Source organism: Rheinheimera hassiensis (assembly GCF_022436675.1).
In the GTDB taxonomy this organism is placed as follows: domain Bacteria; phylum Pseudomonadota; class Gammaproteobacteria; order Enterobacterales; family Alteromonadaceae; genus Alishewanella; species Alishewanella hassiensis.
This window is the reverse complement of sequence record NZ_JAKUJZ010000003.1, coordinates 440,450-464,562: the sequence shown is the minus strand read 5'-3', so window position 1 is coordinate 464,562 and position 24,113 is coordinate 440,450. Positions and strand designations below refer to the sequence as shown.

General features: G+C 50.1%; 25 protein-coding genes. 22 read left to right on the top strand and 3 right to left on the bottom strand.

Annotation, left to right across the window (positions count from 1 at the left end; translation table 11 throughout):
• The first annotated feature begins 1 nt into the window (after window position 1).
• From MJX74_RS07995 to MJX74_RS07960, 8 genes are read left to right on the top strand one after another with little or no spacing between them, the layout of a single operon-like run.
• Window positions 2–2,146, top strand: coding sequence for a chemotaxis protein CheA (locus MJX74_RS07995; protein WP_240222329.1), 2,145 nt, complete (start codon window positions 2–4; stop codon window positions 2,144–2,146).
• A 12-nt stretch (window positions 2,147–2,158) separates the two neighbouring features.
• The gene (locus MJX74_RS07990) at window positions 2,159–3,301 is read left to right on the top strand and encodes a protein-glutamate methylesterase/protein-glutamine glutaminase (protein ID WP_240222328.1); all 1,143 of its coding nucleotides are present in this window, start codon (window positions 2,159–2,161) and stop codon (window positions 3,299–3,301) included.
• The gene (locus tag MJX74_RS07985) at window positions 3,294–4,037 is read left to right on the top strand and encodes a flagellar motor protein (RefSeq protein WP_240222327.1); all 744 of its coding nucleotides are present in this window, start codon (window positions 3,294–3,296) and stop codon (window positions 4,035–4,037) included. Before MJX74_RS07990 ends, MJX74_RS07985 begins: the two co-directional genes overlap by 8 nt.
• Window positions 4,038–4,042: 5 nt before the next feature.
• The gene (locus tag MJX74_RS07980) at window positions 4,043–5,032 is read left to right on the top strand and encodes a flagellar motor protein MotB (protein WP_240222326.1); all 990 of its coding nucleotides are present in this window, start codon (window positions 4,043–4,045) and stop codon (window positions 5,030–5,032) included.
• 1 nt (window position 5,033) lies between these two features.
• A complete protein-coding gene (locus MJX74_RS07975) occupies window positions 5,034–5,810 on the top strand; it encodes a ParA family protein (RefSeq protein ID WP_240222325.1) in 777 nt (258 codons plus the stop codon).
• Between the two features lie 3 nt (window positions 5,811–5,813).
• Window positions 5,814–6,632: a chemotaxis protein CheW gene (locus MJX74_RS07970; RefSeq protein ID WP_240222324.1), complete on the top strand. Its 819-nt coding sequence runs from the start codon at window positions 5,814–5,816 to the stop codon at window positions 6,630–6,632.
• 30 nt (window positions 6,633–6,662) lie between these two features.
• Window positions 6,663–7,157, top strand: a complete 495-nt coding sequence (locus tag MJX74_RS07965; RefSeq protein WP_240222323.1) for a chemotaxis protein CheW — start codon at window positions 6,663–6,665, stop codon at window positions 7,155–7,157.
• 1 nt (window position 7,158) lies between these two features.
• A complete protein-coding gene (locus MJX74_RS07960; protein WP_240222321.1) occupies window positions 7,159–7,590 on the top strand; it encodes a DUF2802 domain-containing protein in 432 nt (143 codons plus the stop codon).
• Window positions 7,591–7,603: 13 nt separating this feature from the next.
• Here the strand turns inward: MJX74_RS07960 and MJX74_RS07955 are convergent, their stop codons facing one another.
• Together MJX74_RS07955 and MJX74_RS07950 are read right to left on the bottom strand one after the other, a co-directional pair.
• Complete coding sequence (locus MJX74_RS07955) at window positions 7,604–7,918, bottom strand: EscU/YscU/HrcU family type III secretion system export apparatus switch protein (protein ID WP_240222319.1); 315 nt, start codon at window positions 7,916–7,918, stop codon at window positions 7,604–7,606.
• A 9-nt stretch (window positions 7,919–7,927) separates the two neighbouring features.
• Complete coding sequence (locus tag MJX74_RS07950; RefSeq protein WP_240222317.1) at window positions 7,928–9,865, bottom strand: flagellar hook-length control protein FliK; 1,938 nt, start codon at window positions 9,863–9,865, stop codon at window positions 7,928–7,930.
• Between the two features lie 65 nt (window positions 9,866–9,930).
• Here MJX74_RS07950 and ccmA point away from each other — a divergent pair, with 65 nt between their 5' ends.
• From ccmA to MJX74_RS07900, 10 genes are read left to right on the top strand one after another with little or no spacing between them, the layout of a single operon-like run.
• Window positions 9,931–10,629, top strand: a complete 699-nt coding sequence (ccmA, locus tag MJX74_RS07945) for a cytochrome c biogenesis heme-transporting ATPase CcmA (protein WP_240222315.1) — start codon at window positions 9,931–9,933, stop codon at window positions 10,627–10,629.
• Window positions 10,623–11,288 (top strand): heme exporter protein CcmB, encoded by a 666-nt coding sequence (gene ccmB / locus MJX74_RS07940; protein WP_240222313.1) that lies wholly within the window; start codon window positions 10,623–10,625, stop codon window positions 11,286–11,288. The genes ccmA and ccmB overlap by 7 nt, the downstream gene beginning before the upstream one ends.
• Before the next feature lies 1 nt (window position 11,289).
• A complete protein-coding gene (locus MJX74_RS07935; RefSeq protein WP_240222311.1) occupies window positions 11,290–12,024 on the top strand; it encodes a heme ABC transporter permease in 735 nt (244 codons plus the stop codon).
• Between the two features lie 2 nt (window positions 12,025–12,026).
• Window positions 12,027–12,227 carry a heme exporter protein CcmD gene (gene ccmD, locus MJX74_RS07930; RefSeq protein WP_240222309.1) on the top strand — a complete coding sequence of 67 codons (201 nt, stop codon included), beginning with the start codon at window positions 12,027–12,029 and terminating at the stop codon, window positions 12,225–12,227.
• Window positions 12,227–12,712 (top strand): cytochrome c maturation protein CcmE, encoded by a 486-nt coding sequence (ccmE, locus tag MJX74_RS07925; protein WP_240222307.1) that lies wholly within the window; start codon window positions 12,227–12,229, stop codon window positions 12,710–12,712. The genes ccmD and ccmE overlap by 1 nt, the downstream gene beginning before the upstream one ends.
• On the top strand, window positions 12,709–14,676 hold the full coding sequence (locus MJX74_RS07920) for a heme lyase CcmF/NrfE family subunit (protein ID WP_240222305.1): 1,968 nt from the start codon (window positions 12,709–12,711) through the stop codon (window positions 14,674–14,676). Before ccmE ends, MJX74_RS07920 begins: the two co-directional genes overlap by 4 nt.
• A complete protein-coding gene (locus MJX74_RS07915) occupies window positions 14,669–15,241 on the top strand; it encodes a DsbE family thiol:disulfide interchange protein (protein ID WP_068234666.1) in 573 nt (190 codons plus the stop codon). The genes MJX74_RS07920 and MJX74_RS07915 overlap by 8 nt, the downstream gene beginning before the upstream one ends.
• Window positions 15,238–15,696: a cytochrome c-type biogenesis protein gene (locus MJX74_RS07910; protein ID WP_240222303.1), complete on the top strand. Its 459-nt coding sequence runs from the start codon at window positions 15,238–15,240 to the stop codon at window positions 15,694–15,696. The genes MJX74_RS07915 and MJX74_RS07910 overlap by 4 nt, the downstream gene beginning before the upstream one ends.
• Window positions 15,693–16,895, top strand: a complete 1,203-nt coding sequence (locus MJX74_RS07905; RefSeq protein ID WP_240222301.1) for a tetratricopeptide repeat protein — start codon at window positions 15,693–15,695, stop codon at window positions 16,893–16,895. Before MJX74_RS07910 ends, MJX74_RS07905 begins: the two co-directional genes overlap by 4 nt.
• Window position 16,896: 1 nt before the next feature.
• On the top strand, window positions 16,897–17,676 hold the full coding sequence (locus tag MJX74_RS07900) for an MlaA family lipoprotein (RefSeq protein ID WP_240222299.1): 780 nt from the start codon (window positions 16,897–16,899) through the stop codon (window positions 17,674–17,676).
• A gap of 42 nt (window positions 17,677–17,718) precedes the next feature.
• Here MJX74_RS07900 and MJX74_RS07895 read toward each other — a convergent pair whose 3' ends face one another.
• Window positions 17,719–19,257, bottom strand: a complete 1,539-nt coding sequence (locus MJX74_RS07895) for a methyl-accepting chemotaxis protein (protein ID WP_240222298.1) — start codon at window positions 19,255–19,257, stop codon at window positions 17,719–17,721.
• Between the two features lie 245 nt (window positions 19,258–19,502).
• On the opposite strand from MJX74_RS07895, the gene MJX74_RS07890 reads away from it, so the two are divergent.
• The 4 genes from MJX74_RS07890 (at window position 19,503) to MJX74_RS07875 (ending at window position 24,090) form a co-directional block, all read left to right on the top strand.
• Complete coding sequence (locus tag MJX74_RS07890; protein WP_240222297.1) at window positions 19,503–20,129, top strand: TonB family protein; 627 nt, start codon at window positions 19,503–19,505, stop codon at window positions 20,127–20,129.
• Between the two features lie 35 nt (window positions 20,130–20,164).
• A complete protein-coding gene (locus tag MJX74_RS07885) occupies window positions 20,165–20,740 on the top strand; it encodes an RNA polymerase sigma factor (RefSeq protein WP_240222296.1) in 576 nt (191 codons plus the stop codon).
• Window positions 20,727–21,338, top strand: a complete 612-nt coding sequence (locus tag MJX74_RS07880; RefSeq protein WP_240222295.1) for a hypothetical protein — start codon at window positions 20,727–20,729, stop codon at window positions 21,336–21,338. Before MJX74_RS07885 ends, MJX74_RS07880 begins: the two co-directional genes overlap by 14 nt.
• A 91-nt stretch (window positions 21,339–21,429) precedes the next feature.
• On the top strand, window positions 21,430–24,090 hold the full coding sequence (locus MJX74_RS07875) for a S8 family peptidase (RefSeq protein ID WP_240222294.1): 2,661 nt from the start codon (window positions 21,430–21,432) through the stop codon (window positions 24,088–24,090).
• The last annotated feature ends 23 nt before the right edge of the window (window positions 24,091–24,113 follow it).

The window sequence follows — 24,113 nt, the reverse complement described above, 5'->3', positions numbered from 1 at the left end:
CATGAGCTTTGATATGGATGAGGATATACTGCAGGACTTCCTGGTTGAAGCCGGTGAAATCCTCGAACTATTGCAGGAACAGCTGGTAGAACTGGAGAATAATCCCGACGATGCTAATTTGCTCAACGCGATTTTCCGCGGCTTTCATACCGTAAAAGGCGGTGCCGGTTTTCTGTCACTGACCGAGCTGGTTGATGCCTGCCACGGTGCTGAAAACGTGTTTGATATACTGCGTACCGGTAAGCGCCGTGTCACACCTGAGCTGATGGACGTTATCCTGCAGTCGTTAGACAGCATCAACGCCATGTTTGTTGAGGTGCAAAACCGTCAACCCTTAACGCCGGCTTCTGCCGCAGTACTTGAAGCATTGCATCATTACAGTGAGCCAGAATCTGCCTCTAATCCTGCACCGGTGGTAAAAGCGGCTCCTGTCACCAAAGCTGAACCTGTGGTCGCAGATAGTGCTGCGCAGGGCGACACAGTGGATGAAATCACTGAAGAAGAATTTGAACGGATGATGGATGAGTTGCATGGCAAGAAAGGCCCAGCCACAGCAGCTCCTGCGCCGGTTTCTGCGCCTGCAGCCAGTGCCGGTGATGACATCACTGACGATGAGTTTGAAGCTATTCTTGATCAGTTGCATGGTAAGGGCTCATTTATTCCTGACTCTGCCGCCGAAGCTGAAAAAACGCCTGCAGCTGCTGCGAACAAAGCAAAAACAAACGATACAAAAGCAAGCGACGAAATCGATGATGCTGAGTTTGAAGCGCTGCTTGATCAACTACATGGTAAGGGTAAATCCCCGGTTGCAGTGGAATCCAAACCTGCCGCCAGCCAAGCTGCAGCTGTAGCTGTAGCCAAACCCCAGGAAACCAAAGCTGCACCTGCGCCAACAGCTGCACCAGCGCCAGACAAGGCAGCAGCCCAACAAGCTGCACAAGCTGAAACCACAGTACGGGTTGATACCAAGCGGCTTGACCAGATTATGAATATGGTCGGTGAGCTGGTATTGGTGCGTAACCGTCTGGTGAGTTTATCCGGTACTGTGCAAAACGAGGAAATGAGTAAAGCCATCTCCAACCTGGATGTCGTGACCGCCGATATTCAGGGTGCGGTAATGAAAACCCGCATGCAGCCGATTAAGAAAGTATTTGGTCGCTTTCCCCGCGTGGTACGTGATTTGGCCCGTTCACTGCAAAAAGACATTGAACTGGTACTGGAAGGTGAAGAAACCGATCTGGATAAAAACCTGGTTGAGGCGCTGGCTGACCCATTGGTCCACTTAGTGCGTAACTCGGTAGACCACGGTATAGAGATGCCGGATGTACGGCAAAAAGCCGGTAAAAAACGTACTGGTATTGTTAAACTGGCGGCGGCACAAGCTGGCGACCATATTTTGCTGACCATCCATGACGATGGTGCTGGTATGGACCCGGAAAAACTAAAAGGTATCGCAATAAAGCGCGGTATTCTTGATGTTGATGCTGCAGCCCGGATGTCTGACACTGAGGCGTTTAACCTGATTTTTGCACCGGGGTTTTCGACCAAAGAACAAATTTCAGACATCTCCGGCCGCGGTGTTGGCATGGATGTCGTAAAAACCAAAATTACTCAGCTCAACGGTACCGTGCATATCCATTCTAAAATGGGTGAGGGCACCTTACTGGAGATTAAAGTTCCGCTGACACTGGCGATTTTGCCAACCCTGATGGTGATTGTTGGCAAGCAAACCTTTGCTTTGCCACTGGCTGGGGTAAGTGAAATTTTCCATCTGGATCTGAATAAAACCAACGTCGTTGATGGCCAGTTGACAGTGGTAGTGCGTAATAAAGCTATTCCGCTGTTTTTCCTCGAGCACTGGCTGGTTAAAGGGTCTGATAAAAAACGCCGCCGTGAACAGGGCCATGTGGTAATAGTGCAAATTGGCACCCAGCAGGTCGGTTTTGTAGTGGATTCTCTGATAGGCCAGGAGGAGGTAGTAATAAAACCTCTGGATGCGTTGCTGCAGGGCACGCCAGGTATGGCCGGAGCTACGATTACGTCTGACGGTGGTATAGCGCTTATTCTGGATGTGCCGAACTTGCTGAAGCACTATGCGAAGAAATCAAAAATTAAGTTTGATCGCTTCAATAAAATAAACGCCTAAAGAGAGAAACCTATGGCAATTAGGGTGTTAGTAGTTGATGACTCGAGCTTTTTCCGGCGCCGGTTAACAGAAATTCTGGCGAAGGATGGCGACATCGACGTTATTGACACCGCTAACAATGGCAGAGAAGCCGTTGATAAAGCCTTAGCGCTAAGACCTGACGTGATCACGATGGACGTAGAAATGCCGGTGTTAGACGGTATTTCTGCCGTGCGCGAGATTATGCAGCAGCAGCGTATTCCCATTCTGATGTTTTCTTCGTTAACCCATGAAGGTGCCAAAGCGACCTTTGATGCGCTTGAAGCCGGTGCGGTTGATTTTCTGCCGAAAAAATTTGAAGACATCGCCCGCGACAAAGACGAGGCCGGTCAGCTACTGCGGGACAGAGTAAAAGCGGTAGCCCGTAAACGTACACTGGGCCGTCAGACTTTCAGCAGCACACCGCTGGCTTCTCGCCCGGCACCTGCTGCCAGTGATAGGTTGCCAGAACGCCCGGCATTAACCCGCAGCAGTTTTGAACGGCCTAAGTTAAATGAACGGGTGAGTTCGCGCACGGCTTTTCAGGCCAGCGGTAAAACCTATAAGCTGGTTGCCATTGGTACCTCTACCGGTGGGCCCGTGGCATTGCAACGTATTATCACTGCTTTACCGGCTGATTTCCCCTTACCAATAGTGCTCATTCAACATATGCCTGCTGCGTTTACCGGCGCTTTTGCCCAGCGGCTAAATTCGCTGTCAAAAATCGAAGTGCGTGAAGCACAAGACAACGATGTGCTGCGCCCCGGTGTGGCTTATCTGGCACCTGGTGGCAAGCAAATGCTGCTTGAGGGCAATGAAGGCTCATGCCGGTTGCGGATTAAAGAAGACGACTCACCACGCATAACCTTTAAACCCAGTGTGGATATTACCTTTGCCACTGCAGCTAAAGTCTTCAGTGATAAAGTGCTGGCGATTGTGCTTACAGGTATGGGAGCTGATGGTCGCGAGGGCGCAAGGTTGCTGAAACAACAAGGCGCCCGAATCTGGGCTCAGGATGAAGCCAGCTGTGTGGTTTATGGTATGCCGCAGGCTATCGCAGCCGCAGGCCTGATGGATGAGGAAGTTAGCCTGAATGAAGTTGCTGCGCGGCTTATCACGGAATTAAAACATGGATAAGCTGGCCATCAGCGGTTTTTTGCTGGCAGTCATCGCTGTTGCCGGAGGCTTTGTTATTGAAGGTGGCAGCCTGGCTACTTTATTGCATTTCCCGGCCTTTCTTATTGTGTTTGGCGGTACAGTGGGCGCGGTGATGCTGCAAACCCCTTTGTCGCAATTCAAACTGGGCCTAAAAATATTACCCTGGGTGATCCGCCCGGCGCAGATGCCGTTGGAGCATACAGCGCAGCGTATTGTGCAGTGGGGCAGCGCAGCTCGCGGTAGTGGTTTTCTGGCACTGGAGCAGGACGCTCTGGCTGAGCACGATGCGTTTTTACACCGAGGCCTGAATTTGCTGGTAGATGGTGCTGAACCCAAAGCATTGCAAGATACACTGGACGCAGAACTGACACTGGAGCGTGAAAGGTTACTGCGTGGTGCGCGTATATTTGACGCCATGGGCGGGTACAGCCCGACCATAGGTATCGTTGGCGCTGTGCTGGGCCTTATTCAGGCTATGTCAAATATCTCTGAACCGCAGTTATTAGGCCAGGGCATTGCCACGGCATTTGTTGCCACCATTTATGGCGTTGGTTTTGCTAACCTGGTGTTTATTCCGGTGGGCAACAAACTAAAAAGTCTGGTGCAGCAGCGTACTTTGTACCATGAGCTGATTATTGAAGGTCTGGTATCTATTGCTCATGGCGAAAACCCGCGCAATATCAAGCGTAAGCTGGCCGCTTACCATCCGGGTTAGCGCCAATGTACCGGCATAAGCAGAAGTACACACAAATAGAGCCAGAGCAGTTAGATCGCTGGTTGGTTTCATACGCTGATTATATGACGCTGATGTTTGCGCTTTTTGTGGTGCTGTATGCCATGTCGATAGTGAAAGAAGAGCAATACAGTGTACTGGCCGACAGCCTGACGCGAATGTTTGAACAGCCTGAGCAGCAAGATACCGGTGTGCAGGGACAATCAGTACTAACTAATGCAGTGCCGCAAAGCGAGTTGGATTTGTACGGCACTTCACTGGAGCAAGCCAAAGGCCCCACTTTGCTGGCGGATGCCCGGCAATTGTCGGATATCAGTGAGCGCAGGCTGGGCAGCCCGTTACAGGCAGTTGAGCAACAACTGACAAAGGCACTGGCTAATTTGCTGGAGCAAGGTCTGGCAAAAATAGAACAGGATGACAACTGGCTGACTATTGAGCTGAACAGCGGCCTGTTATTTGCCAGTGGTAGCGCAACTGCAACCAGTTCAGCGCAAACACTGTTAGGTGAAATTACCCGTATTATTAACCCCATAAGTAACTTTATCCGTGTGCGGGGTTATACTGACAACTTACCGATTAACAATGAGCTGTTTTCATCAAACTGGGAGTTGTCAGTCAGCCGGGCTACTTCAGTGCTGCGGATTTTAGAACGCGCCGGAACGGCACCGCAGCGGCTTGCTATTGAAGGCTTTGGGCAGTATTACCCTTTTGGTCCGAATGACACTGAGCAGGGGCGTGCAGCCAACCGTAAAGTGGTGATTGCGATTTCCCGTTATGGTTACCAACCTGAAGAAGCTGCTCCAGTGCAGCCTGAGCCCGCTAACAATAACGCGGCTGAGGACTTGCAGCAGCAACTTGAGCAGATAACCCAGGACGATGGTAGCATTCGTGTTATTGCTCTACCGGGCGGTGGTATTCGTATTACCACGCGCCAGGATAATTCGGATGCAAAACTTTTAGAAAAACAGGAACGCTGAAGTGGTAATTTGGACAGTCGCGAATCAGAAAGGCGGGGTAGGCAAAACCACCACTACAGTAACGCTGGGCGGTTTACTGGCAGAGCGTGGCTATAAAGTCTTGCTGGTAGACACTGATCCGCATGCGTCCCTGACCTATTATTTTGGTATTGACGCAGAAGAGCTGGAAGTCAGCGTATACGACATTTTTATCCGTGGTAAAGACATTACCAGCGAAGAAATTCTGCAGTCATTATGTCCAAGTGGTGTGGCAAACCTGGATATTTTGCCGTCATCTATGGCGCTGGCTACACTGGACCGCTCGTTAGGCAATAAAGGTGGTATGGGCCTGATGCTGAAAAAGGCCCTGCACAAAATCAACACCGAGTATGATTATGTATTGATTGACTGCCCGCCGGTAATGGGCGTGCTGATGGTAAACGCGATTGCAGCCAGTGACCGTATTCTGATACCGGTACAAACAGAGTTTCTGGCATTAAAAGGCCTGGAGCGGATGATCGCTACCATGGCGCTAATGCGTACATCACAGAAAAAAGATTACGCCTTTACCATCATTGCCACCATGTATGACAAGCGGACCAAGGCGTCGTTGGAAGCCTATAAAGAGCTGAAAAACAAATATCAGGAAAAAGTCTGGTCGGCGGTGGTACCGGTAGACACCAAGTTTCGTGACGCCAGCCTGGCATTAACACCGCCGAATGTGCATGCGCCGGGTAGCCGGGGCGTTTTTGCTTACAACACCCTGCTGACGTATTTACTGCAACTGGCAGCGGAGTAAGGCATGAGTAATTTAATCGCCAGTCAGAAGGTAATGCAGCACTACTTGTCAGCGCTGTTAACTGAAGAAGAGCCCGCAGCACCCACTGCAGAAGTGGCGATGGCTGAGCAAAAAAAGCAGCAGCTCAATGAATTACTGGCACAAGCTGTAGTGACAGAAACTGTTACTGAAAAAGTAGCTAAAACGACAGCAGTTATTTCTCCGACCGCTGAAACTAACGCCATGGCGGCGCTAAAAGCAAAGTTCGCCGAGGCCGAAGCGTCGCAGGCGCTGCAACAGCGTGCAGTGCCGGTATCAGAACGTATTATCAGCACAGTGTCGCAACCCGCGCCGCCCCCGCCGGCGATAGTTACGACTGCTCCGGCAAAAGATTACCGTCACGGCCGGTTTCAGGCGTTGTTTTTTGATGTAGCGGGTTTAAAAGTGGCAGTGCCGCTTAAAGAATTAGGTGGTATTCATCAGCTAGGCACAATTAACAGCCTGATTGGTAAACCGCAGTGGTTCAAAGGCATGATGTTGTATCGCGAACAGAAAATCAGTATTGTCGATACCGCACGCTGGGTAATGCCAGAAAAATATGATCAAAGTTTGCAGCAAAAGCTAAACTATCAATATGTTATTATGCTAGGCAACAGCAACTGGGGGCTATGTTGCGAAACATTGGTCAATACCTATGTGCTGGAGCAGGATGACGTAAAATGGCGTGAAGCCGAAGGTAAGCGGCCCTGGATGGCAGGCCTTATCAAAAAGCATATGTGTGTACTGCTGGATGTGGACGCTATGATTGATTTATTGAACCGTGGTCTGGATATCAGTGCATAATCAGACAAAGGATTTATACAGGAGCTGTGCATGAGCAATTTAACCAAGCAGTCGGTAAAGAAAACCGATTCAGCTGATATCGTGTTGCAATGGGTAACGTTCAAACTGCAGGAAGAAACCTACGGTATCAATGTGATGCAGGTGCAGGAAGTGCTGCGTTATACTGAAATTGCTCCGGTACCGGGTTCGCCGGATTATGTGTTAGGGATTATTAACCTGCGCGGTAATGTGGTAACGGTTATTGATACCCGCACCCGCTTTGGCCTGGAGCCGGATGAGATAACAGATAATAGCCGTATTGTTATTATCGAGGCAGAAAAACAGGTTATTGGTATTCTGGTCGACAGCGTGGCCGAAGTGGTTTACCTGAAACAGTCTGAAGTGGATACCGCGCCAAATGTAGGCACAGAAGAAAGTGCCCGTTTTATTCAGGGCGTATCTAACCGTGAAGGTGAACTGCTGATACTGGTCGATTTAAACAAGCTGCTCAGTGACGAAGAGTGGGAAGAGATCGGCGCTATCTGATATGACGTTACCGGTGTTTGCTATTGCTGTCGCACTGCTGCTGGCAGTGCTCCTATTTGCTGCCATCTGGTGGCTGGGGCGCATACAACACAACTGGCAGCATCAATTACAGCAACTGGAACAGCAGCTTGATTTTAAAGCGCAGCAGCTGGGGCAAACCCGGCACGAATTAGAAGAGCTAAGAGCCGGTGTAATTGGGGTTGGTCAACGGGTATTGCAGCTAGACGCCAATATAGCCAGCGTTAACCAGCAACTGCAGGCGCTGGCGGATAAACAGCAGGCACTGGAGCTTACCGATCCTGAGTCAAAAATATACAGCCGGGCGATGAAAATGGTACAGCTGGGGGCCGATTTAGACGAAATTATTCGCGAATGCGAATTGCCGCGTGCTGAAGCTGAACTGCTGTATAATCTGCACCAGGCAAAAAACTAGCGTTAAGTTATGCTCAGCTTTTAATATCTATGCGCTGATGAATATTATGCCAGTTTTCCGGAAACTTGCCCTGCAACACATATGAAAACGCAATCAGCTCCGCAATAACAATATAAAGTTGTTGTGGAATTTGTTCACCCAGTTCCAACTTAGTCAGCAGTTTGCTTAATTCCTCATCCTGATGAACTAACACGCCATGTTCACGCGCCAGCGCAACGATTTCATCTGCCAGCTCTGCATGCCCCTGCGCCGTTACGGTAGGCGCCTGTTTGCCTTCGTATTGCAGTGCAGTGGCGCTGCGCTGCATTTTGTTACCATCGTTTGCCACGAATGCTCCTTATACTTTAATCGCCAACAGGCTGTTGGCGCGGGGTAAAATGGTGTCGGGTATTTTACCCAGTGTACACTCTGCCTGCGTAACGTCTAACCCCTGAGCTTTGCAGCGATCACTAAGCAAGGGCAAAAAGCGCTCAGCTTGCTCCTTAGCCTGCACTTCGTCGGTATAAAACTGTAGCTGTAATTGTTGCTGTTGTAACTTTGCTACCACCATCAGCTGGCCCAGCTGTTTTAAATCAAACTTCATTGTCAGCTGCCATAGCGTTTGTTTTTCGCCATTTTGCTTGCCGTCTGCTTCACGCTGCTCCAGTAGCAGTTGGCTAAACACACTGTGTTCTCCTTGTTGCATCGGTAACTGCAGTAATAGCTGTTGCGTTTGTGCATTATTATTGTCCAGTGCAGCCAGTTGGCTTTGTTGCAGCGTGCTGCTATGGCCGGCCAGTTGGCGTAGCAAATTGCTGGCCTGGCCCGGTTCCAGTTGGCTGATCAGTTGTGCCAGTGGTTTATTCGCTGGCTGCGTTGCAGCAGAAAGTGGTTTTTGCAGTAGGTGGCCAAGCAGTAGCTGTATCGCTGCAGCCAATGCACCGCCACTGGTTTGGGCGGTAGCAGAAGGTTGTAGCGGCTGAAACTGCAGCAGGCTGGTTAACTGGTTTACTAGCTGTTGTGGCGACAGCACTTTATCAGCTCCCGGCTGGCTGTGTCGTACCAGTTGCAAAATGTGCTGCACCGCTTGTGGCAGCTCAGGCAGGCTGGCCAGGGTGTCTGCCTGCATCGGCATCAATGGCAATAAGTGGCGCCAGGCCTGCTGCACCAGTTGTTGTGTATTAGGTGTCAGCGGTATTTGCAGTGTGTTGGCCTGCGCTTTTGCAGTATTGCCGCTGCTGTCAGTATTAAACTGCAATGTCCTGCTAAGAGCCTCCGGCGCTATGGTAACACTGGCAGAAGTTTTTGCCGGTTGCAGCAATAATTGCCACTGGCTGGCCTGTTGTTGCAATTGCAGTTGGTAGGGTTGTGCAGCCGCATTTACGCCGCCAGACAGCTGGCTTAACAGCTGTTGTGCCGCCACAGGTATGGTAGCACTGCTCCTGACCGGTTGATTAAACAGCTGCAGCAATTGTTGCAGTACAGCGCTTTGTTCGGCTTTAGTCAGGGTTATTGGTGTCGCTGCCAGGTTGACATTCGTCGTTGTGCCAGGCGCTTTAATATTGACCGGCTGTATTTGTAGCTGCAGTACCAGCTGCTGGCGTTCTGCTTTGATATCCAACAGCACCTGTGGTGGGGTTGTTTTCGCATCGGCTGATAATGAGCTGAGGGCGCCGCTGTTGGACAATTGTTGCATAAGTGCCGTCTGAGCATTGGCCGGTAGCCGCACCACAGCACCATTGCCAAGTTGCAGCGCCAGGCCTTGCGGCTGTTGTAGCACATTAAGCGGCAGTTGTGTCAGCGCAGCCGGTTGCGGATTTACCCCGGGCAAACTGGCAGATAACACTGAGGATAACAGTTGCTGCACTTGTGCCACACTTAGTGTCAGCTTAACTGGCACTGAGGCAGGCTGCAGTATCAGTTGCAACTGGCCATTGCTTTGCGGTAAAAATTGCAGCTGCACATTTGCCTGCGGGCTCGTAGCTTGAGGGGACGGGCTTTGCGTTGCCATGCCAGGTGTAGTGGCTAAGGCTGTTTGCACACTGGTTTGTGCCTGCGCGCCGGGTTGTGTTTGTACGCTGGCTTGCAGCATTGCCTGCACATTGGCTGGCAGATTAGCCGGTAAGGTAATTTGCAGCGGCGCGTGCGCTGCCGGCAACCGCAGGCCAAACTGGCCGTTTGTCAGTTGTTGTACCTGAGCCTGATATACCTGCGCCACTACCAGCTTTAATACTGCCGGGTCAGCTTTTTGCCCCGGACTAAGCTGAAAAAGCTTATCCAGATTGATCTGGTTCATATTTTGCCTGTTTTGTTCTGCTGTGTACTATCGCTGCATTCGTATTATGACGTCAATATGGTAATATGCGCGCAATTTTTCCTATCGTCGATAGCCAGAGGCCAGTGATTAAACATCAGCCCTTTTCTGTACCAGTTGGCCAGTTGCTGCTGCAGGCTCAGTTACTTAGCTGTATCCGGCAGGACCGTGTGCTGTTTGAGCAGTTGTCGTTGCAGGTGCATGCCGGTGAGCTGCTACAAGTAGCCGGTAAAAATGGTGCCGGTAAAAGCTCTTTACTACGTTTGCTTGCTGGCCTGGCCGCTCCCGACGAAGGGCAACTGCTTTATTGCCAACAGCCTGTAACTGATGTTGCCACAGATTACGCTGCCAACCTGTGTTATATCGGCCACCAGAGCGGTATTCATGAGCAATTAACGGCACTGGAAAATCTGGCATTCTGGCGCGCGGCGGCAGAGCTGCCGCCGGCCGATGATTTTGCCCTGCTGGCTACACTCGGGCTGGCCGGACTGGAAGATATTCCTTGTCATATGTTATCAGCCGGGCAGCAGCGGCGTGTGTCGCTGGCGCGATTGTGGTTCAGCCACAGCCAGTTGTGGATTTTAGATGAACCCTTTACTGCCCTGGACCAATCAGCTATTGCAATGTTGCAGCAGTTTTTCCTGCAGCACTTAACCTGCGGTGGCGCCATTATTCTGACCACGCACCAGCCGCTTAGTATGGTGTATGACGGTCTTAACACTGTGGAGCTGGCTTACCGATGGTAACACTGGGGCCTTTTTTAAAGCGTGAGCTGCGCCTGCTGGCCCGGCAAAAAGCTGACTGGTTAAACCCGGTGCTGTTTTTTATTATCGTGCTGAGCTTATTTCCGCTGGGGGTTGGGCCAGAGCCTAATTTGCTGCGTATTATTGCACCCGGTGTGATCTGGATAGCAGCATTGCTTAGCGTGCTGCTGGCAGCTGAACGGCTGTTTAAAGACGATTACCGTAACGGTGTGGTAGAGCAACTGGTGGCGTCACGCCAGCCGCTGTTGTCATTTGTACTAGCAAAATTGCTGGCAAACTGGCTAAGCACCGGCTTACCACTGGTGTTGTTATCGCCTTTGGTTGCGCTGTTGCTGAATGTGGATATGCCCAGCTTTATCGTTATGTTACTGACATTGCTGCTGGGCACGCCGCTGCTGAGTTTGCTCAGTGTGCTTGGCGCAGCACTTACGGTATCGGCCGATAAAGGCGGCATTTTACTGGCACTGCTGATTCTGCCCCTGTATATTCCGCTGCTAATATTCGCCAGTGCGGCGATGGAAGCGGCCAGTATGGCGCTGCCGTATCACGGACAACTTGCCGTGATGCTGGCGATGTTGTTATTTGCGTTGGCATTGGTACCGGTTGCGGTGATCAGTGCACTGAAAATAAATGTGAGCTGATATGTTTAAATGGTTGCATCCTTACGCTAAGCCTGAAACCGTTTACCACCTGTGTGGCCGCCTTATGCCATGGCTAATGGGCGCTGCGCTGCTATTGCTACTGCTGGGTAATATCTGGGGGCTGGCATTTACACCACCTGATTACCAGCAGGGCGACAGTTACCGCATTATTCATTTGCATGTCCCGTCTGCCATTATGTCAATGGGTACCTATTCGGCTATGGCGATAGCAGCCTTTATTGCGCTGGTATGGCAGGTAAAAGTAGCACAGTGGTCAGTACTGGCTATTGCGCCTATCGGTGCGGTATACACGGCTATAGCGCTTATTACCGGCATGGCCTGGGGCAAGCCGATGTGGGGCACCTGGTGGGTATGGGATGCCCGTTTAACGTCAGAGCTTATTCTGTTGTTTCTTTATCTTGGTGTAATAGCCTTAAGCGGTGCTTTTTCAGACAGGCAAACCGGCGCCAAGGTAGCTTCTTTGTTGGCTGTGGTGGGGGTTATTAACCTGCCTATTATTCATTTTTCGGTAGAATGGTGGAACACTTTGCACCAGGGCGCGTCTATAACCAAGTTTGCCAAACCGTCTATCGATCCAAGTATGCTGTGGCCACTGCTGATCAACATACTGGCATTTAAAATATTAATGCTGGCGCTGCTGTGTGTGCGGTTACGTACTGCAATACTGGTAAACGAACAGCACCGGCCCTGGGTTAAAGCGCTGGCAGGAGATTAATTATGCATTTTCAGTCATGGGCAGAATTTTGGGCAATGGGGGGTTATGGCCTGTTTGTCTGGTTATCTTTTGGTAGCAGCTATGTCATGCTGGCTGTCTTAGCCTGGTACAGTCACTATCAACATAAACAATTTAAGCGTCAGCTTAGCGCAAAGCTGGACCGGGAAAAACGTATTAAGCAGTATCAGGAGCAAGCACAATAATGCAGCCGAGACGTCAGAAACGCCTGTTTGCCATCGTGTTAGTTATTGGTTTGTTAACCGGCGCCGTGGCTGCGATGCTTTACGCATTACAGCAAAATATTGACCTGTTTTATACACCATCACAGTTAGTTGATGGTTTGGGCGAGAGCAAAATAAAACCGCAGGTTGGCCAGCGTTTGCGCATTGGTGGCATGGTGGTAGAAGGGTCAGTTAAACGCGATCCGGACTCGCTGAAAGTCAGTTTTGATCTGGTCGATACCGGCCCGCTGGTTACCGTGATATACGAAGGCATACTGCCGGATTTATTTCGTGAAGGGCAGGGTATAGTGGCACAAGGGGTGTTGCAGGATGCGACAACCATTAAGGCGTCAGAAGTACTGGCCAAGCACGATGAGGAATATATGCCGCCGGAAGTTGCCGACGCATTAAAAGGTATTAAGCATGTACCGCCGTCACAGCAGCCTGTCAGCGGGAGTTATGAATGATCGTTGAAGCCGGTCAGCTGGCGCTGACATTTGCCTTTGCTTTATCGCTGTTACTGGCAATTATCCCGTTGTATGGCAGTTTTGTAGCTAACCAACGCATGCTACTGCTAGCCAAACCGTTGGCATTAGGCCAGTTTTTATTTTGTTTGCTGGCAATGCTGGCACTGATTTATGCCTTTCGTACCAACGATTTTACCGTTGTTAACGTGGCGCAAAACTCCAGTAGCACCTTACCCTGGTATTATCAGATCACGGCCAGCTTTGGCTCGCATGAAGGCTCTATGCTGTTATGGGTGTTAATGCTGGCAGGCTGGACAGCCTTAGTTGCACAGTTCTCCAAAGCCTTACCTTTACTGCTGCTGGGTCGCATTCTGGGTATTTTGGGTGTGATCTGCGTCGGTTTTATTGCCTTCTCGTTATTTATGTCGAATCCATTTGAGCGCAGCCTGCCATTTTTCCCGGTAGAGGGGCGCGATCTTAACCCGCTGTTGCAGGATTTTGGCATGATCATGCACCCGCCTACGTTGTATATGGGCTATGTCGGTTTTGCTGTGGCTTTTGCCTTTGCCATAGCGGCACTGATGGGCGGCCGTTTTGATAGCGTTTGGGCTCGTTGGGTACGGCCCTGGGCGTTGGCAGCCTGGTTGTTTCTTACGCTGGGCATCATGCTGGGTAGCTGGTGGGCGTATAACGAGCTTGGCTGGGGCGGCTGGTGGTTCTGGGACCCGGTAGAAAACGCCTCTTTTATGCCCTGGCTGGCCGGTACAGCATTAATTCATAGCCTGGCAGTAACAGAAAAACGTGGCACCTTTAAAAGCTGGACAGTGCTGCTGGCACTGGCTGCTTTTGCGCTTAGCCTGGTAGGGGCCTTTTTGGTGCGCTCCGGTGTGCTGGTATCAGTGCACTCATTTGCTACTGATCCGGGCCGCGGTATGTACCTTCTGGTATTCTTGCTGCTGATGGTGGGCGGTTCGCTGCTGTTATACGGCATGCGGATGAATTCTGTACGCTCGCAGGCACGCTATCAGCTGTTTTCACGCGAAATGATGCTGTGGGGTAATAATATATTTCTGCTGACAGCCTGCTTAATTGTGTTTCTGGGTACTTTATTTCCGTTATTTCATAAAGAGCTTGGTCTGGGCTCTATCTCTATCGGTGAGCCGTTTTTTAATCAGATGTTTTATTACCTGACAATTCCGTTTGCATTGATGCTGGGCTTGGGGCCCTGGGTACGCTGGAAGCAGCAGCAATTTACGCCATTGGTTAAGCCGCTTGGTCTGGTATTCGTAGCCGCCTTGATCCTGGCGCTTGGCGTATTGGCCAGTATGCAAAGTGTGCAAGCTAACCTGGCGTTACTGGGTATGCTATTGGGCGCCTGGGTTGGCGTATCGGCACTGGCAGAGGTGATGCTGCGTATGCGCCAGTTTGGTTCTGTAACGCAGGGGCTGACCAAGCTTAATGCCAGCCATTATGGTATGACACTGGCACATATTGGTTTTGCTGTGCTGGTGATAGGTGTTGCTATGACCAAAACGTACACCGAAGAGCGCGATGTACGGATGCAGGAAGGCGATACTGCCACACTGGCCGGTTATCAGTTTACGCTGGTGGATGTATATGATCTGGACGGAGCAAATTATGGCGGCCAGGCTGCAGAGCTGGATGTGCGTAAAGATGGCCGTTATGTTACGCACTTGCACGCAGAGAAACGTTTCTACCGTATTCAGCGCACTATTATGACGGAAGCGGCGGTACACGCCCGCTTAAGCCGTGATTTATATGTGTCTTTGGGGGAAGAATTGCCCGGTAATGCCTGGGCATTGCGTATTCAGGTTAAACCTTTTGTGCGCTGGATTTGGCTGGGCGGTTTATTGATGTCTTTAGGCGCTTTACTGGCGCTGGCAGATAAACGCTACCGGCGTAAAATGCCACCGGCAACAAAGCAAGAGGTAGCTAATGCGTAAGCTGTTTTTTTATGTTCCGTTGGTGTTGTTTCTGGCGCTGACCGTGTTTTTGCTCAGTGGCTTATTTTCCGACCCGCGTGAGCGTGAATCAGCCAGTCTGAATAAAGCCTTACCTGAATTTGCCCTGGCCGATTTAATGCAGCCACAACAGATCTGGACGCCGCAGCAACTACACGGTGAAACCTTTTTACTTAATGTCTGGGGTACCTGGTGCCCAACCTGTAATGCTGAACTGGGTTATTTGACCGAACTGCGCAAACAGGGCATTAAAATTGTCGGTTTGTATTATGAGCTGCCGCGCGATCCGGCCTTTGATGCACCGTTTAATCTTAAAGTATTGCAGCAGGATGTAGCACAGAAACTGCAGCAAAACGGCGATCCTTATCAGTTTAATATCCTCGATCTGGAACGGCGCTTGTCGCTGGATTTAGGTGTTAGCGGCGCGCCGGAAACCTTTCTTATCGACAGTAATGGCATAGTGCGGGCGCATCATATTGGTGATATTAACCCGCAGATATGGCGTGCCAAACTGGCACCTTTGTATCAGCAATGGAGCCAGCCATGAAATACGCTATTGGCATACTGCTATTGTTACTAAGCACAGTGCTTAATGCGCAGGAGTTGCTGCAGTTTGACAACGACAGCCAGCGCGATTTATACCGCAGCTTAACGGCAGAGTTGCGCTGCCCGCAGTGCCAGAATCAGAATATTGCCGATTCCAACGCCATAGTGGCAGTGGATATGCGGCAAAAAACCTATGAGCTGGTGCGTCAGGGCCAGGAGCGGCAGCAGGTATTAGATTATATGATCAACCGCTACGGCGACTTTGTGCATTATCAACCGCCGTTGAACCGTTACACGCTTTGGTTATGGTTATCACCAGTGCTGATGCTGACGTTATTGCTCGGTACCGCTATTTACCGGCGTAGTAAGCAATCACAACAAAACGTTGATACCCAAGGCGAGTTGAATACTGAGCTGGATCAGCTGATTAAACGTTACCGGAGTAAAAAGCCATGATGTGGCCGTTGTTATCTGCTGCTGTACTGATGTCGTTGTTAAGTGCCACTGTTTTGTTCTGGCCCAGGCGCAGCAAAGAGTTACCTCTGCAAACTCCGGCGCAGCTATTTGAAGAGCGCTTGCAATTGCTGGCGCTGGCACGTGATGCCGGTGAGCTGGCCGAACAGGATTTTGACAGCGCAGCTCAAGAGCTGAAAAGCCAGTTTTTATTGCAACAGCAACAGCTGCAGCAAACAGACAACATAAAAACAAGCTGGCGTTTGCCATTGGTGTTATTCAGCTTCACTTTGCTAATCGTTGCAGCCGTGTATGCCAGTAGTGGCCACTATCGCCAGTTGCAGCAGTGGCAGCATGCTCAGCAGAATTTATCCCAGTATGGCGAGCGGGCATTGCTAAACCAGGGCGAGCCGTTGTCAGATCAGGAAGTAGAACTGTTTGCCCTTGCGCTGCGTACCCGCTTAGCCAATGAAGGCGATGACGCGGTAGCCTGGATGTTGCTGGGCCGTATTCGTATGTCACAGGGCGTGTTGGAGCAGGCGGTAGCAGCCTTTGAGAAAGCTCTGCAATTAACGCCTGAACGTGTACCGTTACTGCTGAGCTATGCTCAGGCACTGATTTTATTCGGCGATGACGATAGCCTGGCCAGAGCCGGGCGAGCGGTAGCCAGGGTATTAAGTCGTGATGCTGAAAATACCGATGCGTTATCGCTGATGGCACTAATTGCTTATGAAAAAGGTGATTTAACCGAAGCTGCCAGTGCCTGGCAGATTTTGTTGCGGCAGCTGCCAACAGACGATCCGCGTTATGCTGCAGTGCAGCAACGCTTAACAGAGCTGAATATTGATGTAATGCCAGAAGGTCGCCAGATTAGCGTAACCTTGTATGTTGATCCGGCGTTGGCGCAAGCTAACCCAAACGCCAGCCTGTTTTTGTTTGCCAAAGCGGTCGAGGGAGCAGCGCTCCCGTTGGCCGTGCAGCGCATTCCGTTGCCTTCCGGCGAGCAGCAACTGATGCTGACAGAGCAAATGGCTATGCAGCAGGGCTGGAGCCTGGCCAATGCTGAAAAGGTACAGGTTATTGCCCGTATGTCGTTGTCAGGCACTGTTGAGCAGCGCCCGGGAGATATTCAAACGGCTTCAGACGTTTTATCGTTTGCTGATGACGCTTTGCTTTCTGTTTCGTTAACACTGGAACCTTAATATGCGTAAATCTTCGTGTGTTGTCGCGTTGTTACCTTTAATGCTGCTGATGAGTGGCTGTGCCAGTAAGCCTGATAACAGCCAGGCTGCACAGCAGCAGGCTAATTATTATGACAGCCGGGACCCGCTGGAAACGATCAACCGGCCACTGTGGGATTTTAACTACGACATTCTGGATAAATATTTGCTGCGCCCGGCCACTGTGGGTTATATGACAGTGGTGCCCAAACCAGCACGCAAAGGTTTGGTTAATGTCGCCAATAATCTGAGTGAACCTGCCAGTTTTTTAAACGGCACGCTGCAGGCAAAACCAGACCGGGCCGCCATTAGCGCAGGTCGTTTTCTGGTAAACAGCACACTTGGCTTGTTTGGCCTGTTTGATGTGGCCACCAGAATAGGTCTGGTAGAACAGGATGAAGATTTTAGCCAGACACTGGCGGTGTGGGGTGTAGGCGATGGCCCTTATTTGATGGTGCCAGCACTTGGCCCTACTACAGTAAGAGATACGGCTGGTGGTTTGGTTGATACGCTGTATTTTCCTCTGGTATTGCTAAATACACCACTTACTCTTACCAGAGCGGCAATAAATGCATTAGATAGCCGTGAACAGCTGATGTCGATGGAGAATTTGCTGGAAGAGTCGCTCGACCCTTACGCCTTTATTAAAGAATCCTACTACCAGCGCCAGCTGTATAAAATATACGACGGTAATCCGCCAAAACAGCAAGAGCCTGAAGTGGATGAAAGTGTATTTGATGACTTACTCGACGATCTGGAGTAATTAACGAAAAACAGCACTAGCTAAACCGGGCCCAAGCCCGGTTTAGCGTTTAAAGCCGATACGAAAGCCGCCCCAGTGTCTGCCGTTCACCATGATAGGTACTGACAAATCATGCAGGATCTCGCCGGTGTCACGTTTGTAGGTTTGTAATAGCATGGTTTCGGTATGGCTGCCGCAGCGGCTGCCGGTGCGGTCGCTAAAAATCCGTTTGGTGCGGTTTTGCAGTAAGTCTTTGTCGTAGTTGCCAGTTAACGGCTGGCTGAATTTCTTATTATGGGTGGGAAAATATCCTTTACGGTCTACTGCGCCAGCATAAAGTACGTTGCTATGCCGGCTTAATACCGGCTCTTGTATCGCCGGCAAAAACTGATCAGTAAAACTGTCGTAGCCGGTATGAAACTTTGGCGGGTTGCTACCTGCTATCGGCTGGTATTTTTCGGCAAATAGCGCATCCATGCTAAGGCGGCCATCGGCAACCGCCTGGCTGAACAACTGGCCAATCGCATCAGCAGCTTGTCTGGCCTCAGTTAGAATAGGGCTGAAAAAACTGTGTTCGCTTAAGGTGCTAAGTTCGCGGTAAACACTTTCGGTTTCTACTGACAACTCTACGGCCTGCTGCGCAACAGAATCGCCTTTCTGGCCAATCGTTTTTAATGCAGTGCTGATATTGGCGATGGAATGGGCCAGCTGTTCACTGGTATGTTCCAGATCGGTGCTCACTTGCTCAATTTGCCCCAGTGTTTTTGATGAACCGCCTATCTGCTGGTTAATGTCGTTAAACCCCGCAGCAACCTGCAGTAATTCCTGTTGCACCTGCTCGCCGGCTTGTTGCAGTTGGCTCATCTGGCTGGCGGTATGCTGGCTCTGATCACGGATATCACTGAGCATAGCCGCAATATCTTTAGTGGCGGTAGCCGTTTTGCCGGCAAGGGTTCTTACTTCATCTGCTACAACGGCAAAACCACGGCCTTGTTCGCCGGCACGGGCGGCTTCAATGGCTGCGTTTAACGCCAGTAAGTTGGTTTGCTCGGCTACAGTATTAATTACTTCAGTAATACGCTGAATGTTGTCACTGCTGCTGCGCAGCTTTGCCAGTTGTAACGCTGCATCACTCACGGCTTTTACCAGCGCTTTAATATTATTGACGCCAGACTCCAGCAGAGTATCTGCCTGCTGTGATGCGGTAGCGGTTTGTTGCAGTGTACTGCCGATACTTTGCAATGAGCGGGTCAGTTCATTACCGGTGCTGGCCAGGCGGTTACTCACGTCAGCAATTTTGCTGCTGTCATCACCGCTGTGCTGAATATCTTTAATCAGGCTATCAATATAAAATGACACTTCAGCGGCGCCAATCGCCATTTTTGACGTGGCCTCGGTAATATTATCTGCGGTTTTTGCCAGCGCTTCGTTATTGCCATGATTAGCTGGCTTCACTGCTGCCGGCCAGTAGAAAAACAGCAGTAACATTATGCCTGCCAGTGTTAGCGCCAATATGGCAGAAGAGGTTGCGGCAAAACTGATTGCCTGCACCAACAGAACAGCAAACACCAGCAAAGCAGGTTTGGTACTTTTATGTTGCATAAGCATCCCATGGCACAACAAAAATAAAACTATAGGTTATTTTCTGAGTGTTCGGAAATTCTGCTGTACTGTCAATCACCTGTTGTAGTACTAAGACTAAAGTCTACTCGTTATTAACCAAAATCAGATCAGCGCTTAATGTATGCACGCGGCGCCGTTATTTGCTCGCAAGCTAAGGCAAAAAATTTAACCCCGTTTTATTGGCTCAAACGTCTAATTGCTAACAAGGTTAATAAGGAGCTGATATGCAAACTTTGCCCCCTTACCAAACTGTAAAAATGGCCTCTGCCGGAGTGTCGGCATTAACCATCACCTTTTTGTTATTTGCTGCTATGCAGCAATTGATCAAAACGGATGGCATAAAGCCGCAGGCATCACCAATGTACTTGCCGGTTGAGCTATTTAGCCCACCGTCAGAGTCTGATGTGATAGAAAAGAAAGTATTGCCGCCGATGCCAGAGCTTAAGCCACGCGATCTACCGAAAACAGAACCGACGATTGATAAATCAACCAATCTTGATCCTGGCTTTGGCCCGATAGACAGAATAAACATTCCCCGTAGCAGTGGCCCGGGTACCATGAGGCAAAGTGGCGAGCGTTCTGCAGCGCCGCTGGTCAGGGTTGAGCCGCGTTATCCGATAGAAGCTGCGCGTGACGGTATCTCAGGCTGGGTTCGATTAAGTTTTACTATAGATGAAACCGGTGCGGTTACTGACGTGGCTGTGCTTGCAGCAGAGCCGGCAAACTTGTTTAACCGCGAAGCAGTAAGAGCGCTGCGCCGCTGGAAATATCAGCCGCAACTGGTCGATGGTAAAGCGGTAAAGCAACAGAATATGCAGGTTCAGCTCGATTTCAGTTTACAGAGCGACTAGGCTGAAATTACAGGGTAAGCACAAGGAGTAGTTCAATGGCATTATCCTTCTTTATTAGTGGCTGGTTTGGTAGTGATAACAGCGCAGAGCAGCTATTTGCGTTGTACCGTGACACGGGTAGCTCAGCATATCTGGAAAAACTGATTGCGCTGCATGGCAATGAGTTATACCACTTTTTGGCGCAGCAATCAGACAAAGCACTGGCAGAAGATATCAGCCAGCAATGTTGGCTTAAACTTATTGAGCAACCTTACAGCTTTCGTGGCAACAGCAGCTTTAAAACCTGGTTGTTCAGTGTGGGGCGTAATTGCCTGATTGACGAATTACGCCGCCGTCAGCGCTGGCAGGCAGATATGCTTGAAACCGAGTTTGTCGCCAGTACCTGCCTGGTACAGCAGTTAGATGCCAACAGGCGGCAATTATTGTTCAGCGAACAATTGCAATTGCTGCCATTTTTTCAGCGTGAAGCGGTAATGTTGCAACTGGAAGGCTTTTCATTACAACAAATCAGCGATATTACCCAACAGCCGGCTGAAACCATAAAAAGCCGCTTACGTTATGCCAGACAGTTTTTACAGCAACTGGCCGGAGACTCAGATGACAACGCCTGAACAATTTGAACAAAAGCTGCAGCAGCAGTACCAGCATGATAAAGCCTGTCATGTGCTGCCGCAGCGGGTTAGCCGTGAAATAGTTCGCCGCGCCAGGCCAGTAAAACGCAGCAGTGGTATGGGGTTGTGGCGCAATACTCAGTTGGCGATGAGCTGTGCCTTGTTGCTGTTGATGGGATACTTATTGCAACCGCTAGATAAAAAGGTACCGTTGTATTACCAGATAGTGGTAACACAGGACCAGCATTATAAAGAGGTACAGCAACACAGGTTATCACCGCAAACTGAGCAGACGGCACCGCCGCAGCAGGCTGATCCATCAGCTGTTTATCAGCAATACACCGCAACCCAACAACGTAGCACGGCTTTTCATTACCATACCGGCTTATTACGTCAACAAGAAGAGCAGTGGCAGATCACAGTATGTGATGATCTGCTGCTGAGCATAGATCGGCAATTACTGGGCCAGTTAAACCTGCAACAGCATAAACTCAGCGATTTTGCTCAGCAGCAGTGGGTTGAGTTTGTCAGCAATAGTGCCGGGCAGTTGGTTGCGATTAAACCGGTTAGCCGTGGCTTGTATTGTTCTGGCAGCTAAGGCTACGGTCATCAAAAAAAGAGTTGCACTTTTTATACAAAGATCCCGTAGTATTAGCTGAAGAAAGTTCTGTTACAGCAAGGAGTGGGATATGTTCAGAAATAGTTTGTTGGCTATAGCCGGTTGGGGCTTGTTGTGTGCCTGGGCCGAAGCTGCGCCGCAGCCGGTAAGAATTATTCTGACATTGCAGCCCGAGGTGAGCGCCAGTAGCTTTGAGCCGCAATTGTTGTCGGTTCAGGGTGTGGCGAAAAGTAAATTGCAGCCATTGCGCCGTTATCAGTATTTGCCACAATTGGCGGTAGCCACATTAGCCAGCGGTGCTGACATCGATAAAGCCATCGCTGAATACCAAAATATGCCCGGCGTTAAAGCAGCAGAACTGGATCATAAAGTACGTAAAACGGCTATTCCCAATGATCCACGGTTTGCTCAGCAGTGGCATCTTGGTGCAGGTAAAGGCATTAATGCCATAGCAGCCTGGGATCAAACTACCGGTGACGATGATCTGGTGGTTGCGGTTATCGATACCGGGGTGGATTACTTACATACTGATTTAACCGCTAATATCTGGCAAAACCTGGCTGAGACTGCCGGTGATGGTATAGATAACGACAGCAACGGCTATATCGACGATATTCGTGGCATAAATCCGGCAGATGGCAACGTTGATCCGATGGATGAAGACGGCCATGGTACTGTTATTGCGGGTATTATTTCTGCCAGTACCAATAATAATGTCGGTGTGGCGGGGATTAACTGGAACGTAAAAATTCTGCCGTGTCGCTTTATGGATGTAAACGGCGATGGTTTTATCAGTGACGCCATAGAGTGTCTGGACTATGTACTGGATTTAAAGCTGAACCATAACGTTAATATCGTTGCCAGCAACAATTCCTGGGGCGCGGCTATTAATTCTCAGGCGTTATACAACGCCATTGCAGCACACAATGATGCTGGTATTTTATTTGTTGCCAGTGCCGGTAACGAAAACAGCCAGGCGAAGTTTTATCCGGCAGCCTTTGATTTACCCAATATTATCAGCGTTACCGCACATGACGAACAAGGCAATAAAGCCGACTTTGCTAACTACGGTCGTGACTGGGTAAGTTTATCTGCGCCCGGCGTAGACATTATTTCGACCGATCTGGATAACGGCTACGCCAGGGCATCAGGCACCTCTATGGCCGCACCTATGGTAACTGCTGTAGCGGCATTGGCTAAAGCCGCTGAGCCCGCACTAACAATGCAGCAATTACGTGGCCGTATACTCGTGTCCGGCCAGGCGGCCACCGATCCGCTGCTGGCAGAGCAAACTATTAACGGTAATTTATTGCTGGCCAGCGGCAACGGCCAGAATGGCGTACTGAGTTGTGTTAATGCTCAGCGTCAGCGGCGTATGTTGCCGGTAACCGATGTTGTATATCTTGCGGCAAATACCGCTATTGATTTAAAAGTGCTGAGCATTAATTGCGATGGTAATGGTGTGCCGGTGAATATTACTCAGGGCGGTAATACATTAGTGATGGCTGACAATGGCATAGCACCAGATGTTAATAGTGGCGACGGCGTATACAGCACAAGCTGGACTTTTGCCGGTAATGATACCAGCCTGGTATTTCCTGATGGCACTGTTGAGGTGCGGCTGCGTAATAACGACTACTGCAGTGTAAATAATGTCAGCGAAATTCCGTTAGCTGAGTGCACAGCGCTGACTGATTTATATTACGACACCGCAGGACAAAACTGGTTAAACCGGACAAATTGGCTGCAAAATAACACCCCATGTACCTGGTATGGCGTTAGTTGCGGTGCCGGGCGTGTAATATCTGTAGAGCTTGCCTCTAATGGCCTGACTGGCACTTTACCGGCCAGCATCGGCGGATTACCAGAACTACAGGAACTGGATCTGAATTCCAATAGCCTGCAGGGTAATCTGCCATTGGCACTGGCTCAGCTTACTAAGCTGGAGCGGTTGCAGCTATGGAGTAATGCTATTGAAGGCACTATACCAGCCCAGCTTGGTAATTTGCCGGTACTACAGCTACTGGATATATCTGCAAACCGTTTTAGTGGCAGTATCCCGGCGGCTTTGGGTAATTTAACAGCGCTGCAGGGATTATATCTGGAAAGCAATTTATTAAGTGGTGGTGTACCCTCTGCACTGGGGCAACTTAGCCAGCTAAGGGCGTTGTGGTTAAGCGATAATACCCTTAGCGGCACCTTGCCACAAAGCTTTACAGCACTAACTCTGATGCAGAACTTCCGGTTTGATGATACCGATCTGTGCCCGCCAACAGATCAGCAATTTACAAACTGGTTGCAGCAAATAGAAACAGTGGTAGTGAATGCCGATTGTGGCAATGACAATACCGCCCCTGTGGTATCTGCAGGCTCAGCGCAGCAGGTAAGCAGCGGCGCTACAGTGCAATTGCTGGCTACGGCTACAGACAGTGATGCCGACAGTCTTACCTATCAGTGGCAGCAAACCGGCGGCCCCCAGGTAAAGCTTAGTAGCACTACTGCTTTAAACACCAGCTTTACTGCACCAGCGGTAAGTGCACAAACGCATTTACTTTTTCGCTTTACTGCCAATGACGGCACCGTTAGCAGCAGTGCTGAAGTCGTTATTACGGTGAACCCGGCAAGTTCAGGTGGCGGCAGCGATAGCGGTTCAGGTGGTGGTAGTTTCGGTATTATTTGGTTGTTATTACTGACAATGATCTACCGTTGCAGGCTTGGCAAGGCAGAATAAAGCTCCTACAATGCCCGCCGGTA